Below are 20,445 nucleotides of genomic sequence, written 5' to 3' on the forward strand. Positions count from 1 at the left end.
CATCCAACACGATCTCGCAGCCTACTTCCGCAAACCGGGCGTTACCACGCGAAACGTGAGGTTGACGCGCTCGCCAGTCACGGCAGGCTCTTTCGGCACGCGATGCCGCCACTGCGCCTGTGTCTTGCCCTGCATCACGAGCAGACTGCCGCTCGTCAGCTGGAAAGAGCGCACCACGCCCGTCGCGTTGTGACGCAAGTCGAAGCGCCGTGTCGCGCCGAGGCTCAGCGAAGCGATCACCGGTTCGGGGCCGAGTTCGGGTTCGTGGTCCGCGTGCCAGCCCATGCTGTCGGTGCCCATGCGGTAGCGGTTGAGCAGCACGCTGTTAAAGCGCACGCCGCAAAGCGCAGAAATGGCGTCGCGCAGTTCGGCGACCTGGCGCGTCCACGGCTGGGGAATATTTCGGATGCCTGAATAGATGTATACCGCACCCTCGTCGCCCTGCCAGGCGGTGAGGCGTGGCTGGTCCACCCAGCCGCCGGGCGTGCGAATGCGTTCCTGACGCCAGTCGGCCTCGGCAATGATGCGCGCGAGCGCCTCGGCGGCCGCGCGAGGCGCGAGCCATGACGGATGCCACGCCACGTCGGGGGCCGGCGTATCGTCGAAAAGATCGAACATCGAGAATGCTTGAATCGAGCGGGAAACGTGCAGTTTCGCATGGCGCGGCCCCCGCCGCCGTGCGCCCTCGCTTCCCGCAGGATAGCGAATCAGGTGAGCAACGCGACGTAGAAAACCACCGCGCCAATGAGCGCGCCGACGAAGCAGAAGCCTTCTGCCGGCTCATCGGTGGTGCGAGATCGCAGCCAGGCCCCCAGCACGCCGAACATGCCCGCAATACCGAGCGCGACGAACACCATCACGACGTCGAACAACGCGCTTCGGCCAATATCGATGATATCGATGTGCTTGACCGCGATATACAGCGCGATGGCCATGATCGAGAGCCCAACCATCGGCAGCATGACATGGCTGCCCTCGTGCCCGACGTGACGACCATGCAACCCTTCGTGCAGCCCATGTGTGACTGGCCGGATGCCTTTCATGATCCGTCTCCCCCAGAGCGCCCGAAACAGCGCGGGCCTCATTTCGAGCATAGTCCATCGCAGAGGCCGATTCAATGGACGTTTAATAGAGTGTGCCCGGCCCCACGAGAACATAGTGCGACGACTGCGATCGCCCTGGCAATCCAGGGAAATGCCGCACTGCCACACGCGTAAGAGACCAAGCGCCAACGCCGATGCATACACGCATGCATGTATGTTGAAGCGATATCGATGCGATGTTGACGGGCCGGTTCATGACGCATCGCGGCATGCGCAGCCACTCACCGCCGCCGCCTGGCGGCACGAAGTCTGCTGCGCCGGTAGAATGCAACGCAGCTACCTGCGCTGCTCCGTTCGCCGGGTTTTCGAACGGGCCACGCTGGCCGGGCCTCGATGGTCTGGCTTCACGCCGGTCCGCTCCCATCCGTTCGCGCCGCCATGCCCCGACTCTCGTTTCTGGTTCGCTTCATCGCCATTGGCGTGCTGCTGCACGCTTATGTCGGCTTTCGCCTGATTCCCGACCTGCCCGTGCCCGCCGCCGGCAAATGGCTCGCCGTGCTGTGGCTCGTCCTGTCGGTGCTGTTCATCCCGCCTGGCTTGCTCGCGCGGCGCTTCAAGCGCCAGCCGCTCGGCGACCGCCTCGCCTGGATCGGCATGCTCGCCATGGGCTTCTTCTCGTCGCTGCTCATGCTGACGATCGCGCGCGACATCGTGCTCGCCTCGGCCATGACCGTGGAAGCCCTGTGGCCCCACGCCATCGATCTCGCCGGCTGGCGCATCGTGAGCGCCGCCGCGGTCATCGCGCTTGCGTTCCTCACTACCGGGTTCGGCTTCTTCAATGCGCGGCGGCGCGCGCGCGTGCGCAGCGTCGAGGTGCCGATTCGCGGCCTGCCCGCCGCGCTCGACGGCTTCACCATCGTGCAGTTGAGCGATATCCACGTCGGGCCGACGATCAAGCACGGCTATGTCGACGCGATCGTGCGCGCCGTGAACCAGCTCGACGCCGACGTGGTCGCCATTACGGGCGACGTGGTAGACGGCAGCGTGGCGCATCTCGCCAGGCACACCGCGCCGCTCGGCCAGCTCCATGCGCATCACGGCGTGTATCTCGTGACCGGCAACCACGAGTACTACTCGGGCGCGGACGCGTGGATTGCCGAGTTCCGCCGCATCGGCCTCACGGTGCTGATGAATCAGCACGTGGTGATCGAGCATGGCGGCGCGCGGCTCGTGCTGGCCGGCGTGACCGACTTCACGGGCGGCCAGTTCGATCCCGCGCACCGCAGCGATCCGGCGGCGGCGCTGCGCGACGCGCCCGCCGACGTCAACACGCGCGTGCTGCTCGCGCACCAGCCGCGCACGGCCCACGCCGCCGCCGACGCGGGCTTCACGCTGCAACTCTCCGGCCACACGCACGGCGGCCAGATCTTCCCGTGGAATTTCCTCGTGCGGCTGCAGCAGCCGTTCACAGCGGGCCTCGAAAAGCTCGGCAGCCTATGGGTCTACACGAGCCGCGGCACGGGCTACTGGGGGCCGCCCAAGCGCCTTGGCGCGCCTTCGGAAATCACGCAGGTACGGCTCGTGGGCGCCAGGTAAAAGCCGCCGGGCACGCTGCGCCCCACGGCCTGCATGGTCTTGCCGGTATCATCCGGCGATGCCGCCGTTCGTCCGCCAGAACGCTCTAACCGGAATTCATCGCACATGGAAGGCAACAAGCACCTTCACCAGACATCGTTCTATTTGCTGCTGTTCGCAGTGTCGATTGCGCTGTGCTTCATTCTTGCGCCGTTCTTCAGCACGGTGCTTTGGGGCGCCATACTCGCGCTGATCTTCCAGCCGGTGCAGCGCCGGCTCGTCGCGCGCCTCGGGCGGCGGCGCAATCTCGCCGCGCTCATCACGCTCGCGATCTGTCTCGTCATCGTGATCTTTCCGCTCACGCTCGTGACGGCCACGCTGGTGCAGCAGGTCGCCTCGGCGTATCAGCAGGTGCGCGGCGGCAGTCTCGACGTCGGCGCGTACTTCACGCAGATCGTTCATGCCCTGCCCGAGTCGATTCAGAACCTGCTCGCGCGCTACGACCTCATGGATCTGCCGGGGCTGCAGCAGCGCCTTTCGGCGGGCGCCGCGCAGATCAGCCAGTTCGTCGCCACGCGCGCGCTTTCCTTCGGGCAGAACACGCTGCAGTTTCTGGTGAGCTTCGGCGTGATGCTCTATCTGTTCTTCTTCCTCGTGCGCGACGGCCGCGAAATTTCGCGGCTCGTGCGCGACGCCATTCCGCTCGACGAGCAGCACAAGCTGCATCTCATGCGCAAGTTCACGACGGTGATCCGCGCCACGGTCAAGGGCAACGTGGCGGTGGCGGTCGTGCAAGGCGGTCTGGGCGGCATCGCGCTGTGGGTGCTCGGCATTCAGGGCGCGCTGCTGTGGGGCTTCGTGATGATGCTGCTCTCGCTGTTACCCGCCGTGGGCGCAGCGCTCGTGTGGGGGCCCATTGCGATCTACTTCCTCTCCACGGGGGCGGTAGCGAAGGGCGTCGGGCTCATCGTCTTCGGTTCCGTCGTGATCGGCACCGTGGACAACGTGCTGCGGCCCGTGCTCGTAGGCAAGGACACGCGCCTGCCCGACTGGGTCGTGCTGATCTCGACGCTCGGCGGCATCTCGCTCATCGGCATCAACGGCTTCGTGATCGGGCCGCTCATTGCCGCGCTCTTCATCAGTTGCTGGGACTTGCTGCGCAAAGACCAGCACAACATCGAAAACGAGAGCGCGCCCGTGGAAGACGAGCCCGTGTAAGCGCCGCTAGAGGACAGCTTCAGAGCAACGTCAGGGCGAGACGTGCAGCGGCACACCGGCGCGGCCCTGGCGCGAGAGACCGGCAACGGGTGCTTCGGGCGCTTCGACGCCGTCCACGGCCACCGAAAACCCGAACGTGTTGACGCCGTCCGCACTGCGCACGAACACCGTGCCGCCGTGCATTTCCGCCACGGCCTTGACGATCGAAAGCCCGAGCCCGTGATTTTCGTGGCTGTTCGAGCGCGCTTCCTGAATGCGGTAGAAGCGGTCGAAAATATGCTCGCGCGTCACGGGGTCGAGCGGCTCGCCGGGATTCGAAACGGCGATCTCGACATGACCGCTCTGCGGCGCGACCGTAACGCGCAGCGTCGTGCCGGGCTGCGAATGCTGGATCGCGTTGACGAACAGATTACTCACAGCGCGGCCAATCAGCGACGTATTCACCCATGCGCGCGCGTCGCCCTGCACTTCCACGCGCAGTTGCGCCTCTTCGAGCGGCATTTCCAGAAAATCGAGCATGCGTTCGATCTCCGAGCGCAACGACACTTCTGCCAGGTCCGTCGCGCGTTCGCCGCGGTCGCTGCGCGAGAGGAACAACATGTCGTTCACGATCACGCGCAATCGTTCGAATTCCTCAAGATTCGATTGCAGCGTCTGTTGCAGCTGCTCGACCGAACGGTCGCGCGTGAGCGCGACCTGGGTCTGCCCGATCAGGATGCTCACCGGCGTGCGCAACTCGTGCGCCACGTCGGCGTTGAACGATTCGAGGCGCTCGTAGGCCTTGTCGAGACGCTCCAGCGCACCATTGAACGACGTGGCGAGTTCGTGCAATTCCTCGGGCAGCTCGTCAGAATGCAGCCGTTGGCGCCGGTTCGACGGGCTCAGTTGCGCGGCCTCGCGCGAGAGGCGCGTGAGCGGCGCAAGCCCGAAGCGCGTGACCGCGCGGCTCAGCAACGCGACCGCGATGGTGGAGAGCGCGATCAGCACGCCGAGCGCAATGCCAAAGCGCCGCAGCATGCCTTCGGTGCGCACGCAGTCGCTGCCGACCACGAGTTTCACCTGGGGCCGGTCGCCGCTCGCGGGCACGATAAAGGTCGTCGTGATGATGTCGTAGCTGCAATCGGGCGGACGCACGAGCACATGGTTCGGTCCGACGTTACCCGTGACCTTGCCGACGATGGGCGTGCCGAAACGAAAGCGCGGATCGGGGCCTTCGACGTAGTAGTGCATGCGGCTGTCCGCAGGCGAGAGGTCGCGCAGCTTTTCCTGCACGAAGGCCCACTTCTGCACGTCCGGTGCGTGCGAGACGATCAGGCTCGCAATGCGCGCGCGCGTATCGAGCGTTTCGCGCAACTCGTTGAAGAGCTGGCGCTGCATCAGGAAGAAGAGACCCGCGCCCGTGAGCGTGAACACGATGAGCGACACCGCTGCGAACATCGCCGAAAGCCGCAGCGAGATCGAGCGTTTCATGACGTCTGGCCTCCTTCCTCGCGCACTTCGAGCACGTAGCCCATGCCGCGTATGGTGTGCAGCAGCTTCGCAGCATGCGGGCCGTCGAGCTTGGCGCGCAGCCGCTTGATCGCCGTTTCCACCACATTCGCGTTGCTTTCGAAATTCACGTCCCACACCAGCTCGGTGATCAGCGTCTTGGAAAGAATTTCGCCGCGCCGCCGCGCGAGCACCGAAAGCAACTGGAATTCCTTCGCTGTGAGATCGAGACGCACGCCGTCGCGCGTCGCGCGGCGGCTGATGAGGTCCACCTGCAGATCGCCCACCGAAATCAGCGTGGATTCCTGTGTGCGTGCGCGCCGCGTGAGCGCGCGCAGCCGCTCGACGAGTTCGAGAAATGAGAACGGCTTCGTGAGATAGTCGTCGGCGCCGTCGCGCAGGCCGTGCACGCGGTCATCCACGCGGTCGCGCGCGGTGAGCATGATGACCGGCGTGTCCTTCTTCGTGCGCACGGCGCGCAGCACGCCGAAGCCGTCGAGCTTCGGCAGCATGACGTCGAGCACGATCACGTCGAAGTCGTATTCCGTGGCCATCCACGCGCCTTCCTCGCCGTCCATGGCGACGTCCACGACCCAGCCCTGTTCCGTGAGTCCGCTGCGCAAATAGTCCACGACCTTGCGCTCGTCTTCGATAACCAATACTTTCATGCCCGCCCTCCTCTTCGCGCGCTGCCCTGGCGGTTCCGGCCGCTGCGGCTCGTGACCGCCGTTGCGCGCTGTTATATACCCTGGTGCCGGGCTCGCTCAAGCCCGCTTATATGCCCCGCTTTCAGTCCTTGCATACCGCTTAGCCTCTACCCTCGGCCTTCGGCACTTCGCGGCACGTACCCGCGCTGCATGCCATCTCGCGGTCGCCGGCGCTCCAGCCGCCGCCCAGCGCCTTGGCGAGAAACACCACGGTGGCGACCTGCTGGCCCTGAATCTGCACCTCCTGGCGCTCGCTGGTGAGCAACTGCTGCTCCGCGTTGAGCACGTCGATGAACGCCACGAGGCCGCCCTGATAGCGGTCGTTGGCGAGATCGAAGGACTTGCGTGCGTCGTCCACGGCCGCCTGGCCATCGGTCGATGCGCGCTCGAGCACCGAAAGGCCCGTTACCGCATTTTGCACCTCCTGGAACGCGGTGAGCACGGTCTGACGATAAGTCGCCTGCGCCGACTCGTAGCCGGCCTGCGCGAAATCCACGCCCGCCGCGCGCTTGCCGCCGTCGAACAGCACCTCGCTGGCCGTCGCGCCCACCGACCACATCAGGCTCGGTACGGAAAACAGGCCACCAAAGCGCGTCGATTCCCAACCGAACGTGGGCGAAAGCGTGATGTCCGGGAAATACGCGGAGCGCGCGACGCCGATCTGCGCATTGGCCGCGGCCATCGCACGCTCGGCCGAAGCCACGTCGGGGCGCCGCTGCAGCAGCTCGCTCGGCAGGCCCGTGGGAAGCGCCGGCACCGGGAGCGTCGTGACCTTCTGCGCAATCGCGAACTCGGGCGCCGCCCGGCCGACCAGCACGGCAATGGCGTTCTGCTCCTGCTGGCGCTGATTTTCGAGCAAATGCACCTGGGTCAGCGTCGCGGCGAGCTGCGCTTTTTGCTGCAGCAGCTCGAGGCCCGAAACCGCGCCGAGATCGTGCTGCGCGGTCACGAAATCGAGCGCCTTTTGCTGCAGTTGCGCCGAGCGGTTCACCACGTCGATCTCATTGTCGAGTTCCCGCATGGCGAAGTAGTCGGTGGCGAGTTCGGCGGTGAGCACGAGACGTGCGTTGGCGAGATCGTCGCCGGCCTGCTGCGTCGAAGCCTGCGCCGACTCGACCATGCGCCGGATGCGCCCGAACAGATCCAGCTCGTAGCTCACGGTCGCGCCAACGGTGACCTGGTTCTGCACGGTCGACGTGTTGGGCGTGGCGTAGTTCGTGAGCGGCCGGTTCGCGGAAATGCGCTCGCGCGCGAGGCCCGCGTCGAGGCCGACCTGCGGGCTTTGCTGCGACGACACCGAAGCGAGCGTGGCGCGCGCCTGAGCGTAGTGCGCGGCGGCCACGCGCAGCGTCTGGTTCTCGGCGAGCGCCGCGGTTTCCAGACCGTCCAGCTCGGCGTTTTCGAAGGCCTTCCACCATTGCGGATCGAGCGGCGCATGCGAAGGCTGCGCCGCGTGCCAGTATGAATCGGCGGAATCGACGCGCCACGCCGTCGGGCTCTGCGTTTGCGGGGCGTGGTAGTCGGGGCCCACGGTGCAGGCCGCGAGACCGATCGCGCCGAGCGCCGTGAAGTAAGCGCGCGGACGTGGCAGCACGGTTTGCCGCGCGTTTTGCCGCGTTTTTGGCCACATCGTCACGTCGCGCTCCGTCTGGCGGCCTCACGCGCCGATTCGGTCTTGTTCGGCGCGACCACGACGACGCTGTCGCCATCTGCAATCGAATCGCTCGGGTTGAGCACAACGCGATCGGTCGGCTCCAGTCCGCCACTGATTTCGAGCGTCTGCCCGAGGTCCTGCGCGATTTCCACCGCCTTGAGCTTGACCTTGCCATCCGCATCGACAACCGCAAGACGCGGGCCTTCCGAGCGGAACAGCAGCGTGTTGCCCGGCACCGTGAGCACGCCCTTCGCATCGGTCTGCAAGGCGGCCTGCACATAGGCGCCGGGCAGCAGCTTGCCGTCGTGATTGGGCAGCGAGATTTCGGCCTCCAGCGTGCGCGTGGCGACGTTGATCGCCTGCGCCGTACGCGTAACGGTGCCGTCGAACGTCACACCCGGCAGCTCCTGCTCGGTCACGCTCACGTGCTGGCCGACCGCCACCTGGTGCGCGTAGGTCTGCGGCACGTCGAGATAGAGACGCAGCGGGTCGGACTGCGCAATCGAAAAGAGCGCATGCCCCGCACCGCCATTGCCCGCATTCACGAGGTCGCCGATATCGACGTTGCGCTGCGTGATGATGCCCGTGATCGGCGCGACGATGCGCTGGAACGACTTCATCTCCGTGAGGCGGCGCACGTTCGCGTCGGCGGCGGCGAGATTCGCCTGGCCGGTGTTGAACGCGCCCTGGCGGTCGTCGAGTTCCTGCTGCGAGACCGCATCGCGCTGACGCAACTGCTGCGCGCGATCGAACGAGGTCTTCGCGAGCGCGAGCGTCGCTGCGGCCTGATCGCGCTGCGCCTGCGCCTGCGAGAGTTCCTGGTCGATCTCGGGCGTGTCGATCTCCGCGAGCAACTGGCCTTGTTGCACATGCGCGCCGATATCGGCGTACCAGCGCCGCACGTAGCCGTTCGCGCGCGAGTAGATCGGCGCTTCGACATAGCCGCGCAGTGTGCCGGGTAGCACGATGCGGCCGTCCGCGCCTGCCGCCACGGGTTGCACGACGCTCACGTACTGCTTCGCGTTCTGCTTCGTGACATCGGCGAGATGGTGCGCATTCATGAGGTTCGAGACGATCGTGCGCGTGGCGCCTGCCGCGAGCAGCAGCGCGACCACGATCACCGCAAAGCGTGCGCGCTTGCCCGCCTGGCCGCGCGCCGGCAGGTCCATGCCCTGCTCGCCGCCGACGGTGATGTCGAGAGATGAATGGTGGTGGGGTTCGTTCATGTCTTCGGCCAATTGTGACTTAACGGGTATCGCCGCGTGCACCACGGCGCTGCGCCTCGCGCTCGCGCTTCGCGGCGGTGCGCTGGGCGAGCCGCGTATGCACGGTCGCAAACATCAGGGGTACGAACAATAGCGTGGAGACCGTAGCGAACAGTAGCCCGCCGATCACCGCGCGTCCGAGCGGCGCGTTCTGCTCCGCGCCCTCGCCGAGGCCGAGCGCCATCGGCACCATGCCGATCATCATCGCGAACGCCGTCATCAGCACCGGGCGTATGCGGGTGGCCCCCGCTTCGAGCGCGGCGGCGAGCGGCGTAGCCCCCGCGGTGAGACGCTGGCGCGCGAACGACACCACGAGAATACTGTTCGCGGTCGCCACGCCCACGGTCATGATCGCACCCGTGAGTGCGGGCACGCTCAGGTGCGTGCCGGTAATGAACAGCATCCAGGCGATGCCCGCGAGCGCGGCGGGCAGCGCGCTGATGATGATGAGCGGATCGGCCCAGGACTGGAAGTTCACGACGATGAGCAGATACACGAGCACCACCGCCATCGCAATGCCCACGCCGAGTCCCACGAATGACGAACGCATCGTGCCGATCTGCCCGCGCATGGTGATGGTCGTGCCGCGCGGCGCGTGCGCCTGCACATGCCGGATGATGTCGTTGATGTTCGCGCCAACGGAGCCGAGGTCGCTGCCCTCCACGCTCACGAGCAGGTCGATCACGGGACGGATGTTGTAGTGCGTGACGATGGCGGGCCCGTTATGCGGCCTGAGCTGCACGAGATTGCTCACCAGCTGCAGCGGCGCATTGGCGTTCGTGCTGTGCGCGGAAACGGGCGTGCCCATCAGTTCGTTCATCGAGGTTTCGCGATACTGCGGCGTTTGCACCGTCAGCGGATATTCCACACCGTTTTGCGGACTCACCCAGAACGCGGGCGAGGTCTGCGTGCTGCCCGAAAGTGCGATCAGCACGTCCTGGGCAACGTTCTGCGGGCTCAGGTTCAGCTGCTGCATGCGCGAGCGGTCCATCGCAAGCGTGAGCGCGGGTTCGTCGTTGCGCTGCTCGATGTGCGCATCCACGGCGCCCGGCAATTGCCGCACCTGCTTGAGCAGCGTGCTCGCCAGCGCCATGTCCTGATTCAGATTCGCACCCACCACCTGCACGTCGATTGCGGCGGGCTGACCGAAGTTCAGAATCTGCGTGATGATGTCCGCGGGCTGAAAGAAGAACTCGACGCCCGGAAACCGTTGCGGCAGCAACGCACGCAACTTGTCGATATACGTGCTGGAGGGATCGTGATCGGGCTTCAGCGCGATCTGGATTTCGCCGTCGAGCGTGCCCATCGTCCCCGCATTGCTGTATGAGAGATTGATGCCGCTATAGGGCAGCCCGAGGTTATCGACGATCGTATCGAGTTGATCGGGCGGCACCACGTCGCGGACCACCTGCTCCACCTGGTCGGCGAGGCGCGCGGTTTCCTCGATGCGAAAGCCCGTTGGCGCGCGCATGTGCAAGCGAATGTTGCCGGCATCGACCGAGGGAAAGAAGTCGCGTCCAAGGAAGAACACAAGGACGAGCGACAGCAGGCAAAACGCGAGGAAGCTGCCGCCGAAAAGCTTGCGGCGCGAGAGCAGCAGGCTCAACAGCGCGATGTAATTGGCGCGCACGCGCTCGAATGCATGATTGAAGCGCCAGTGAATGCGCGAGAAGAACGAGCCTTGCGCGCGCTGCGCATGCGCGCTGGGATCGTGGCCCTCGAACAGCAGCATGGCGAGCGTCGGTACGAGCGTGCGCGAGAGGATGTATGACGCGATCATCGCGAACACCACGGCTTCCGCGAGCGGCACGAACAGGAAGCGCGCCACGCCGGTCAGGAAGAACATCGGCACGAACACGATACAGATGCACAACGTCGAAACGAGCGCGGGCACGGCGATTTCGCCCGCGCCTTCGAGAATGCCGTCGTGCAGTTTCGCGCCCAGATGCAAGTGCCGTTCGATGTTCTCGATCGTGACCGTTGCGTCGTCAACCAGAATGCCGACCGCGAGCGCGAGGCCGCCGAGCGTCATGATGTTGATGGTCTCGCCAAGCGCATAGAGCGCGATGATCGAGGAGAGAATCGACAACGGAATCGACACCGCGATGATGAGCGTGCTGCGCCAGTTGCCAAGAAAGAGCAGGATCATCGCCGCCGTGAGCGCCGCAGCGATGAGCGCTTCGCGCACCACGCCCTGCACGGCTGCGGAAACGAATACGGACTGGTCGAAGAGCGGTTTGACAACAAGGTCGGCGGGCAGCGTGTCGCGCGCCTTGGGCAACAGGTCCTTGAGTACGCCCACCACCTGCAGCGTCGATGCGTCGCCGCTCTTGAGGATCGACAGCAGCACGCCGCGCTGGCCGTCCTGGCGCACGACGTTGGTCTGCGGCGTGAAGCCGTCGCGCACGTGCGCCACGTCGCCGAGATAGGTAGTCGCACCGTTCACCGTCTGCACGGGAATGCGGTTCAGGCCCGCGATCGTATCGGGCGACGCATTGGTGTCCACACGATATTCGGTTTGCCCGAGCTTGGCCGTACCCGTGGGCAAAATGAGGTTCTGCGCGTTGACTGCGTTGACGATATCGGCGGGCGTGAGGCCCTTCGAAATGAGTGCGCGCGTGTCGAGATCCACGGAGATCACGCGCGTCTTGCCGCCATACGGGTAAGGCACCTGCGCGCCGGGAATCGTAATGAGCTGCGGGCGCAGAAAGTTCATCGCGATATCGGCCAGCGCCTGCTCGCTCATTGACTTGCTGGAGAGGCCGAGCTGGATCACCGGAATGCTTGAGGCCGAATAGCTGATGACGAGCGGCGGCGTGGCGCCGGGCGGCATCTGCTTCACCTGCGCCTGCTCCGACGCCACGGCCTGTGCGATCGCCGTTTGCAGGCTCGCGCCCGGCTGCAGGAACAGCTTGATGATGGCGATGCCCGGCAGCGATTGCGACTCGATGTGCTCGATGTTGCTCACCGTGGTCGTGAGACTGCGCTCGTTGACCGAAGTGATGCGGTCGGCCATGTCCTTCGCGGAAAAGCCCGTGTACGACCAGATGATGCTGATGACCGGGATGTTGATGTTCGGCAGCACGTCGGTGGCCGTCGACATAAGCACGAACGGCGTGGCCAGCACGATCATGATGGCCATCACGATAAACGTGTACGGTCGCTTCAGCGCGAGATTGACAATCCACATGTCAGTGTTTCGGACAACTCAGGCGAGGGGTTGAGACGAGGACGCATTCATCCAGCGGGTGCCGCATCATAGGCAATGGCGGTGGCAGTTTGCTGGCGCCAATATGGCGAAATTGACAGGCAACGCGCGAGGCGCGCGAAAGCGTACGGGAACGCAGATAGATCGCCGCTGCAGCGTCGCGAAGCGCCTGAAAAGCCGCCCGCGAAACGCCCGGTAACAGCCGCGCGCTTCGCGAGCCGTTCTTTAACTGCTTCAGTTCACTGCTTCAATTCACGAGGCGCAGGCGCTCCAGGTCGTGCGTGTTGTGAGCGCGGCCACGGCCGCTGCGCGCACGCGTACCTCGCGGCCCCGTGTGCGCCTCCATCTCGCGAAGCGGCGGCTCGTCACAGGTGGCGAGCGCGGCCTCCTGTTCGGCAAGAACGAGCGGCACCTTCTCGCGTAAAAACTCGACGAAGGTGCGGATCTTCGCGTCCAGATAGCGGCGCGAAGCGTACAGCGCGTAAATATTGAGCTTTTGCAGCGTGTGCGTGGGCAGCACGCGCACCAGGGTGCCGTCGGCAAGCCCAGGCAGCGCCACCGGCACCGGCAGCGGGCCGATGCCCATGCCTTCGCGTATGGCAAGCGCGAGCGCTTCGGGGTTGTTCACCTGGAACGGCGTCACGCCCGTATGCCGGAAGGTCTCGCCGAGCGGCCCCTCGGAAACCCATTGGCCGGCGGGCAGACTCGCGTCGGTCAGATGCAGGCAGGTATGCGCCTCGAGGTCGTCGAACGATTGCGGCTCGCCGCGCATGCGCAAATACGCCGGCGAAGCACAGAGAATCGCGGCGGTGCTGCCCAGATGCTGGGAGATCAGCGCGGAGTCCTCGAGCTCGGCGGCCACCACGACCGCCACATCGAAGCCCTCCTCGATGATGTCGGGCATTTGCTGCGCGATGGTGAGATCGACCGAGACTTCCGGCAAATGCTGCTGATAACGCGCGATGAGCGGCATCACGTAGTGCTGCCCGAAACTCGTGCCGCCGTACACGCGCAGCTTGCCCGCGGGGTTCGCGTGCGCCGCGGCGGCTTCGGCCTCGGCCTGCTCGATGTCGGCGAGAATGCGCTTGCAGCTTTGAAAGTAGCGCTCGCCCGCTTCGGTCATCGACATGCGCCGCGTGGTCCGGTTAAGGAGCCGCGTGCGCAGCCGCGATTCGAGGTCGGTGACCGCGCGCGAGACCTGCGCGGTCGTCATCGTTTCGCTCGCCGCAGCGCGCGTAAAGCTGCCGGACTCCACCACTCGCACGAAGACCCGCATATTGCGCAGCGTATCCATCAGAAACTCCCGTTCATTCGGCCTGCCTTCCCATCTCCACACGAATGAAACTAGTTTCGCCTACGAGCCGTGGCCAGATCCTGACTCGAACATGACGGCGCGGACAGCTTGGCGCAAAGCCCCGTCCCGCGTATGATCCACGGGCCCCCGATGTACCCGCCACGCTTGCGCGAGAGCCGCAAGGCGTGCGGCCGCCCTGCGTTTTCATGACAAAACGATGACTCTCGAATTCGCCCTGCGCCTTCTCGCGGCGTTCGCCTGCGGCGTCGCCATCGGCCTCGAACGCCAGATTCGCCAACGCACGGCCGGTCTGCGCACCATCACGCTCGTGGCAAGCGGCGCGTGCTTGTTCGTCACGCTCGGCGTGCTGACCGGCAATGGCTCGACCGGCGTCACGCAAATTGCGGCCTATGTGGTTTCTGGCGTGGGCTTTCTGGGCGGTGGCGTCATCATGCGCGAGAAGGGCTCGATTCAGGGCATCAATACTGCGGCGACGCTATGGTGTTCGGCGGCCGTGGGGGTGCTGTGCGGCGCAGGTCATTACGGCCCGGCGGTGGCCGGCACCGTCGTCGTGCTGCTCACGAATACCGTGCTGCGCGAGGTGAGCCGCATCATCAACGCATCGCCCGTTTCGAATGCGGATCTCGTGCGCGCTTATGTGCTTACTGTGGTTTGCCGCGAAGAGGACGAAGTCCATATCCGCACGTTGCTTTCAAATTCTTTGTACTCCACGCCGCTTTCATTTCAAAGCCTCACGAGCGAGGACCTGGCCGGCGATCCGCCGCGCCTGCGCGTGACGGCAACGATGCGCCTGCATCCGAAGTACCAGTCGAAGCTCGAACTCATGGCGAGCCGCCTGAGCATGGAGAAAGGCGTGTCCAGCGTGAGCTGGACGGCTGCGGAACCCGAAATCGCGCCCGAATGACGATTGCGCATGGCATCGGCTCGGATTCCTTACGATTGCATTTCTAATTTATTGCGCTTTTTAAAACTATCCGCGACAGAGTTCAAGAACTGTCAATTCTGGCCGCGTTGCATGGACGCTTATTCGCCCTTGGACTAAGCTGCATTCACCGTGATTCTTTCACGCCAACAAGGGGAGTCTATTCATATGGAACACGGCATCATTGCCTGGCTCATCATCGGCGCAATCGCAGGCTGGCTCGCTGGCGTCCTCGTCAAGGGCGGCGGCTTCGGATTGTTCATCGATATCATCGTCGGCATTGTCGGCGCGTTCATCGGCGGCTGGCTTGCCGGGGTGCTCGGCATTCATATCGGCGCCGGTATCATCAGTTCGATCATCACCGCCATTGTCGGTGCGGTCATTCTGCTCTTCATCATCCGGTTGGTTAGACGAGCGTAGCGAATCCGCGCTATCAATGAAAAACGGGAGCACCGTTGCCGGTGCTCCCGTTTTTATTTTGTGTACTGCTTTTGATCGCTCCCGCGATTATGCGTTCGATGCGAGTCCGCCCGTCGCTTCGGGCAGCATCGAGCCCGTTTGATTGAAGCGCAGATGCATTTCATACGCACGCGCGAGATCGTGCGGTGTCTGGCCGCCGATCTTGAGGGCGTCGCGATAGTAGTCGCGCAGCAGGTCGCGATAGAGCGGATGCGCGCAGCGCTCGATCACGAGGTTTGCACGTTCGCGCGGCGCGAGACCGCGCAGATCGGCCAGACCTTGTTCGGTCACGATCACGTCCACGTCGTGCTCGTTGTGATCGACGTGCGGCACCATCGGCACGATGCTCGAAATGCGGCCGTCCTTTGCAATCGCCTTGGTCGCGAAGATCGCGCACGATGCATTGCGCGCGAAATCGCCCGAGCCGCCAATGCCGTTCATCATGTGCGTGCCGCCCACGTGCGTGGAATTCACGTTGCCATAGATGTCGCATTCGAGCGCGGTGTTCAGCGCGATCAAGCCGAGACGGCGAATGACTTCGGGATGGTTGCTCACTTCCTGCGGACGCAGCACGAGCTTGTCGCGATAGCGGTCGAGTTCGGCAAGCACCTGAGCCTGACGCTGTGCGGAGAGCGTCATCGAGGCGCCTGAGGCGAAGACCATCTTGCCGGAATCGATCAGATCGAAAGTCGAGTCCTGCAATACTTCGGAGTACATCGTAAGCGCTTCGAACGGCGAATCCACAAAGCCCGAGAGCACCGCATTCGCGATCGTGCCAATGCCGGCCTGCAGCGGGGGCAATTGCGCGTTCATGCGGCCATGCTTCACTTCGTGCTGCAGGAATTCGATGAGATGGCTGGCAATGCGCGCGGTTTCTTCATCGGCGGGCAGCACGGTCGAAGGGCTGTCCGACTCGTTCGTGATGACGATGGCGGCGATCTTCTCTGGCGGGATTTCGATGGCGGTCGTACCCACGCGGTCCTGCGGCCGCACGATCGGCAGCGGATCGCGATGCGGGCGCCGGCCGGGAATCCACACGTCGTGCAGGCCTTCGAGCGCGAGCGGCTGCGCGAGGTTGATCTCGACGATCACTTTCTCCGCGAGAATCGCGAAGCTCGCCGAATTGCCGACCGAAGTGGTGGGCACGATCGCACCGGTTTCCGTGATCGCGGCGGCTTCGATGATCGCGAGATCGAGCTTGCCGAGCAGGTTCGCGCGCAGCATCTCGACGGTTTCCGAAAGATGCTGGTCGACGAACATCACTTCGCCGCGGTTGATCGCCTTACGCAGCGTCGAGTCGACCTGGAACGGCAAACGGCGCTCGAGCACACCGGCTTCGGTGAGCATGCGGTCGACGTCGTGGCCGAGCGAGGCGCCCGTCATCAGCGTAATGCGCAGCGGCTCCTTCTCTTCGCGCGCGCGGCGCGCCAGTTCGATCGGCACGGCCTTCGTGTCGCCCGCGCGCGTGAAGCCGCTCGCGCCAACGCGCATGCCATTGCGCACGAGTTGAGCCGCCTCGGCAGCCGAAGTAATTTTCCCGCGCAAGGCGGCACAACGAATACGGTCTTCGTACATCACAGTCTCCACAAACTCTCTGATCGCCTGGTGCCTATTCTCAGGTCTTGCATCGGCGGTCGTGCACTGCGAGTTTCACAAAACACTATTGCAGTGTTTCGCGCAGCCACAATGCGCAAAGCCGCGGCACCCATATGAAGGCGTCGCGGCACAAGATGTCGGCGTGCGCCTGCACATGGCGGGCGTGATCTCGATCTCAGCTACCGAAATAAATATTGCAGAAGCTGACCGGGCCGACGCATTCATCTTTCTTTGCCGGCTTGACGATTTCGCGGTGAGCGGGCGCTTGCGCTACTTGAGGAGCAGCGGACTGCGCGACCTGCTGGGGGACACTCGCTGCCGGTGCTTCGTTCTGTGCATAAGCAGCGGCGGCGGCAAACAGCGAACAGGCAACAACAGCGATCTTCACGGACTTCATTTTACTCTCCAGTGCTAACGGGTACTGCGAAGCAGTGATGTGACTATATGACTCACGGTCGAATTGATTAAGAAGGCGGGGTGGAAGGCATATTTCCAGACTGCAGCAAGATCGCGCGCGCCTGCTTTTTCATTGTGTTTTCAACGATCTGCGCGGCGCACGCGTGCGGCGTGCACGGCGCGCCAGCGGCCCGAGCGGCGCATCGCGGTCGAGCAGCGCGCTGCGGATGAAGTGCAGGTGGCTCAACAGACGCTGCACCGCGTGCCGCCTCTCTCGCTCGTGATGCACCGTCGCGAGCGCTTCCTGGGCGATCCAGGTCGCCGCGCGCACGGCACTGAGCGCGTGGTCGAGCGAGGTTCCGTCCGGGCTCTCGAAAAGATGCGCGATAGCCTCCTGCACGCGCTCCAATGCGGCAGGCCAGCGCGCGTCATGACGGTCGAACCACGCTGCCGCATGCGCCTCGTTGCGCAGATCCACCACGGCATGCCCAACTTCGAGCGTCACGAGCATCCAGCGCAGCGCGCGCCGGTGCGCCTGGCGGCGCCCGTTCAGCAGGAGCCGCAACTGGTGCATCAGATCGTGCGTGCCGGACTGAAAGCGCTGCCCGAGGCCTTTCAGTTCCCCATGGCAGGCCAGCACGACCTGCCCGCGCAACGACACGCACATACGCTCGACGAGCCAGTTCATGTGCGGTGGAAACACCACTGCGAATGCGAGCGAGGCAACCAGCATCGCGGCAACGACGGCGATGCCGTTGTTGATCAGCAGATCCGGCGTGTAGACGATCACGTTGTCGGGACCCGCAAGCAAGCAGAAGAACACCGAGAAGCCGACGCCGTAGCCCGCGATGCGCGAGCGCGTGGCAAGAAAAGCGCCGATGGCGAGCACGGGTACGAGCGTCGCGCAGAGCAACGGAAAGCCATCGACATTGGGATAGACGTAGCAGGTGAAGAGATAGCCCGTCACGGCGGCAAAGACTGCGCCGACCGCCATCTGCACGGCCATGCGCGACGCGTTCGGCGACGACGAGGTGAGCGCACACGTGAGCGCGGCCGCAATCATCGCGAGGCCGCCGCTCGGCCAGTCCGTCTCGACCCAGAACCAGCCCAGCGCCGCGACCACCACGGCCGTGCGCACGAAGGTGAACGCCACCACGTACCAGCTCGTGCGAGGCACGTAGCGCGCGCCGCGCGGCTCCTGCGCAGGACGCGCGTCCATGAGCGATGCCCACGTGCGGCTGTAGCGCACGATCTCCGTCGTGAAGCGATAGATGAGTTCAGCCGAGGTGTCGAAGTCGGGCAGCGCGTCGGGAAGCGCATGTTCGAGCGGCCGCCGCGTCTCGCGCACGTGACGCGGCAGCGTGCGCTGGAAGGCTTCGAGCCCGTCGGCGAGCCGCCGCGCATAGGCGCGATCGCTTTCGTTGCGGCTCGGCCGTTGCGCGAGCAGCGCGGCAAGCTCGCCGAAATATGGCGCGAGCGGTGCGATCGCCGCGTCGCTCCAATGCAGCCTTTTGAGCAACTGGCGCAGCGCGTGCAGCCGCGCGCAGGCGTCCATGAATTCGGAATTCAGGCGCGAAAGCAGGCCGCTGCGCGCGCGCATGGTCGGATCTTCGAAAAATGAGAAAGCGCGCGTCGCCTCGAAACCGACGACATCGTCGACGAGACTCGCGAATCGCCCTTCGAACGCGCCCCTTTCGAGCCGCCCTGCCAACACCGCCGCGGCGAACGCAGTAAAATTGAGATATCGGGCGCGCAGGGTGCGATCGAGCAGCGAGCCTGACTGCCGGGGCACGATCACTGCGCTGACCATGCCCGAGCAAAGAATGCCAACGGCCACTTCAGCGCCGCGTCCTAACGCGGCGAGAAAGAGACCGTTGGGCTGCATGACTAGCGGGATGCCGATCAGCGCCGCCGTGTAGCCGGCGAGCACGAAACCGTACCAGCGAAAATGGCGATTCCTCATGGCGGCAGCCGTACAGGCAGCCACCCACACCGTCATCCCGAGTATGTAAAGCTCGGGCTGCTGGACGAACACGGCGCCCAGCACGGCTGCTGCAATCATTCCCACCGCGGTGCCGACGATGCGATAGAAGCTCTTGGCGAACACCATGCCGGAGAGCGGCTGCATCAGGACGAAGACCGTGGTCATCGCGATTCGCGGCTGCGGCAAATCCAGCAGCATGGAAATGCCCATGGCAAGCAAGCCGGCCGCCACCGTTTTCAGCAGATGAATCCAGATCGCGCCATCGGTGGCCTGCCAGTCGCGCAGCGCCCGTCTGGCGGCGCGCCATATGATTTCCGCGCGCCGACGCGAGTCGAACGCTCGATGTATCGCAGGCTGGCGGCTCATGACAAACGCTCGGGCTGTTTCGAGGACAGGGGCCGATTGTAGGAGCGTCATTGCGCCGCATTAATGGGACGCGCGGGGAACCTCCGTTCCAGATCACTCAACAATGACGCGCCCCGAGAGGCGGACAATATCGTTTCTGCACCGAACAAGAAGGTCAAGAAGGTCTGATGGATACGTTACAAAACATGCGGGTGTTCGTCCGCGTCGTAGAAGCGGGCAGCTTCACGGCAGCGGCTCAGTCGCTGGATTCGACCACCGGCGCAATGTCGCGCGCGGTATCGGAACTCGAAGCGCATTTGCGCACCCGTCTGCTCAATCGCTCAACGCGCCGGCTTGCGCTCACGCCAGCCGGCGAGCGGTATCTGAAGCGCTGCTCGCAGATTCTCGCGGACGTCGATAGTGCAGAAGAAGAAGCGAGCTGCGCGCACGAACGCCCGGCCGGCGCGCTGCGCATGCACAGCTTCGCGAGTATCGGTCAACAGTACGTCCTGCCGGCGATTTCGCGCTATCGCGCACTGCATCCCGAGGTCACCGTCGAACTGACGCTCTCGCAACGCATGCCAGATCTTTTCGAGGGCAGCAGCGATGTGTCGGTGGTCACGGCGTCGTCACTACCGAATTCCGATCTTGTTTCGCACCAGTTGGGCTCGACGTACAGCATTCTGTGCGCATCGCCTGGTTATGTGCATACGCACGGCGCACCGCGCTCACCCGCCGATCTATCGCATCACGACTGCCTGATTCTCAAATCACCGGCGTTTCCAGCGCACGAATGGACGCTTGACGGACCCGAGGGTAGCGTCGAAATGCACGTGGACGGCCCCGTGCAGGTGAATATCGCGGAATCCCTCGCAGTGGCGATACGCGAGGGGATGGGAATTGGGATGCTGCCGGTCTACGCGGCAATCGAAGGACTGCGTAACGGTACGCTCGTGCGCGTGCTGCCGCAGCACAAGCTGCAGAAGACGAACGTGTACGCGCTTTATCCGTCGCGCAAGTTCGTCGACGCGAAAACAAAGACGTGGGTGGAATTCTTGCGCGCGCATCTTCCGCAAGTCATCGAGCGCGACCTGGCGCTGCTCGAGGAGCTGACGCAGGAGCAACTCTCGGATGTCGCAGAGGATGCTGCTTTGGCGAAGGACGCCGCGGTCGCGGCGGCTGTGCAGAAGGCGGCGCAATAAGACTTTGATTGCTAAAGCTGGCTAAAGCAAAAAAGCCGTCCAATGGACGGCTTTTTTGCTTCCTGGCG

16 protein-coding genes are annotated in these 20,445 nt (G+C 64.5%); 5 read left to right on the forward strand and 11 right to left on the reverse strand.

What is annotated here, in order from left to right; translation table 11 throughout:
- Positions 1–21: 21 nt before the first annotated feature.
- On the reverse strand, positions 22–618 hold the full coding sequence (locus U5A52_RS19085; RefSeq protein ID WP_321916824.1) for an alpha-ketoglutarate-dependent dioxygenase AlkB family protein: 597 nt from the start codon (positions 616–618) through the stop codon (positions 22–24).
- 89 nt (positions 619–707) lie between these two features.
- Complete coding sequence (locus U5A52_RS19090) at positions 708–1,043, reverse strand: hypothetical protein (RefSeq protein ID WP_321916822.1); 336 nt, start codon at positions 1,041–1,043, stop codon at positions 708–710.
- Between the two features lie 438 nt (positions 1,044–1,481).
- On the opposite strand from U5A52_RS19090, the gene U5A52_RS19095 reads away from it, so the two are divergent.
- Positions 1,482–2,639, forward strand: coding sequence for a metallophosphoesterase (locus U5A52_RS19095; RefSeq protein ID WP_321935809.1), 1,158 nt, complete (start codon positions 1,482–1,484; stop codon positions 2,637–2,639).
- 105 nt (positions 2,640–2,744) lie between these two features.
- Positions 2,745–3,836 (forward strand): AI-2E family transporter, encoded by a 1,092-nt coding sequence (locus U5A52_RS19100; protein ID WP_321916818.1) that lies wholly within the window; start codon positions 2,745–2,747, stop codon positions 3,834–3,836.
- Between the two features lie 30 nt (positions 3,837–3,866).
- Here U5A52_RS19100 and U5A52_RS19105 read toward each other — a convergent pair whose 3' ends face one another.
- The 6 genes from U5A52_RS19105 to U5A52_RS19130 form a co-directional block, all read right to left on the reverse strand.
- A complete protein-coding gene (locus tag U5A52_RS19105; RefSeq protein WP_321916816.1) occupies positions 3,867–5,306 on the reverse strand; it encodes a heavy metal sensor histidine kinase in 1,440 nt (479 codons plus the stop codon).
- Positions 5,303–5,992, reverse strand: coding sequence for a heavy metal response regulator transcription factor (locus U5A52_RS19110; protein WP_042265081.1), 690 nt, complete (start codon positions 5,990–5,992; stop codon positions 5,303–5,305). The genes U5A52_RS19105 and U5A52_RS19110 overlap by 4 nt, the downstream gene beginning before the upstream one ends.
- Positions 5,993–6,131: 139 nt before the next feature.
- Complete coding sequence (locus U5A52_RS19115; protein ID WP_321935826.1) at positions 6,132–7,661, reverse strand: efflux transporter outer membrane subunit; 1,530 nt, start codon at positions 7,659–7,661, stop codon at positions 6,132–6,134.
- A 2-nt stretch (positions 7,662–7,663) separates the two neighbouring features.
- Positions 7,664–8,911, reverse strand: coding sequence for an efflux RND transporter periplasmic adaptor subunit (locus tag U5A52_RS19120; RefSeq protein WP_321935810.1), 1,248 nt, complete (start codon positions 8,909–8,911; stop codon positions 7,664–7,666).
- Between the two features lie 19 nt (positions 8,912–8,930).
- Positions 8,931–12,140, reverse strand: a complete 3,210-nt coding sequence (locus tag U5A52_RS19125) for an efflux RND transporter permease subunit (RefSeq protein ID WP_321935811.1) — start codon at positions 12,138–12,140, stop codon at positions 8,931–8,933.
- Positions 12,141–12,405: 265 nt separating this feature from the next.
- Complete coding sequence (locus U5A52_RS19130) at positions 12,406–13,452, reverse strand: LysR family transcriptional regulator (RefSeq protein WP_321935812.1); 1,047 nt, start codon at positions 13,450–13,452, stop codon at positions 12,406–12,408.
- 217 nt (positions 13,453–13,669) lie between these two features.
- Here U5A52_RS19130 and U5A52_RS19135 point away from each other — a divergent pair, with 217 nt between their 5' ends.
- Both U5A52_RS19135 and U5A52_RS19140 read left to right on the forward strand, forming a co-directional pair.
- Positions 13,670–14,377 carry an MgtC/SapB family protein gene (locus U5A52_RS19135; RefSeq protein WP_321916809.1) on the forward strand — a complete coding sequence of 236 codons (708 nt, stop codon included), beginning with the start codon at positions 13,670–13,672 and terminating at the stop codon, positions 14,375–14,377.
- A gap of 186 nt (positions 14,378–14,563) precedes the next feature.
- The gene (locus U5A52_RS19140; protein WP_321916894.1) at positions 14,564–14,815 is read left to right on the forward strand and encodes a GlsB/YeaQ/YmgE family stress response membrane protein; all 252 of its coding nucleotides are present in this window, start codon (positions 14,564–14,566) and stop codon (positions 14,813–14,815) included.
- An 87-nt stretch (positions 14,816–14,902) separates the two neighbouring features.
- Here the strand turns inward: U5A52_RS19140 and U5A52_RS19145 are convergent, their stop codons facing one another.
- The 3 genes from U5A52_RS19145 to U5A52_RS19155 all read right to left on the reverse strand — a co-directional run bounded on the left by U5A52_RS19145 (position 14,903) and on the right by U5A52_RS19155 (position 19,196).
- Positions 14,903–16,429 (reverse strand): acetyl-CoA hydrolase/transferase family protein, encoded by a 1,527-nt coding sequence (locus U5A52_RS19145; RefSeq protein ID WP_321916807.1) that lies wholly within the window; start codon positions 16,427–16,429, stop codon positions 14,903–14,905.
- Between the two features lie 196 nt (positions 16,430–16,625).
- Positions 16,626–16,847 carry a hypothetical protein gene (locus tag U5A52_RS19150; protein ID WP_158759427.1) on the reverse strand — a complete coding sequence of 74 codons (222 nt, stop codon included), beginning with the start codon at positions 16,845–16,847 and terminating at the stop codon, positions 16,626–16,628.
- 129 nt (positions 16,848–16,976) lie between these two features.
- Entirely contained in the window at positions 16,977–19,196 is a 2,220-nt protein-coding gene (locus tag U5A52_RS19155) for an FUSC family protein (protein WP_321935813.1), read from the reverse strand.
- 167 nt (positions 19,197–19,363) lie between these two features.
- Between U5A52_RS19155 and U5A52_RS19160 the strand changes: the two genes are divergently transcribed.
- On the forward strand, positions 19,364–20,377 hold the full coding sequence (locus U5A52_RS19160) for a LysR family transcriptional regulator (protein WP_321916803.1): 1,014 nt from the start codon (positions 19,364–19,366) through the stop codon (positions 20,375–20,377).
- The last annotated feature ends 68 nt before the right edge of the window (positions 20,378–20,445 follow it).

The sequence above is a fragment of the Paraburkholderia sp. J8-2 genome, assembly GCF_905220195.1.
GTDB lineage: Bacteria > Pseudomonadota > Gammaproteobacteria > Burkholderiales > Burkholderiaceae > Paraburkholderia.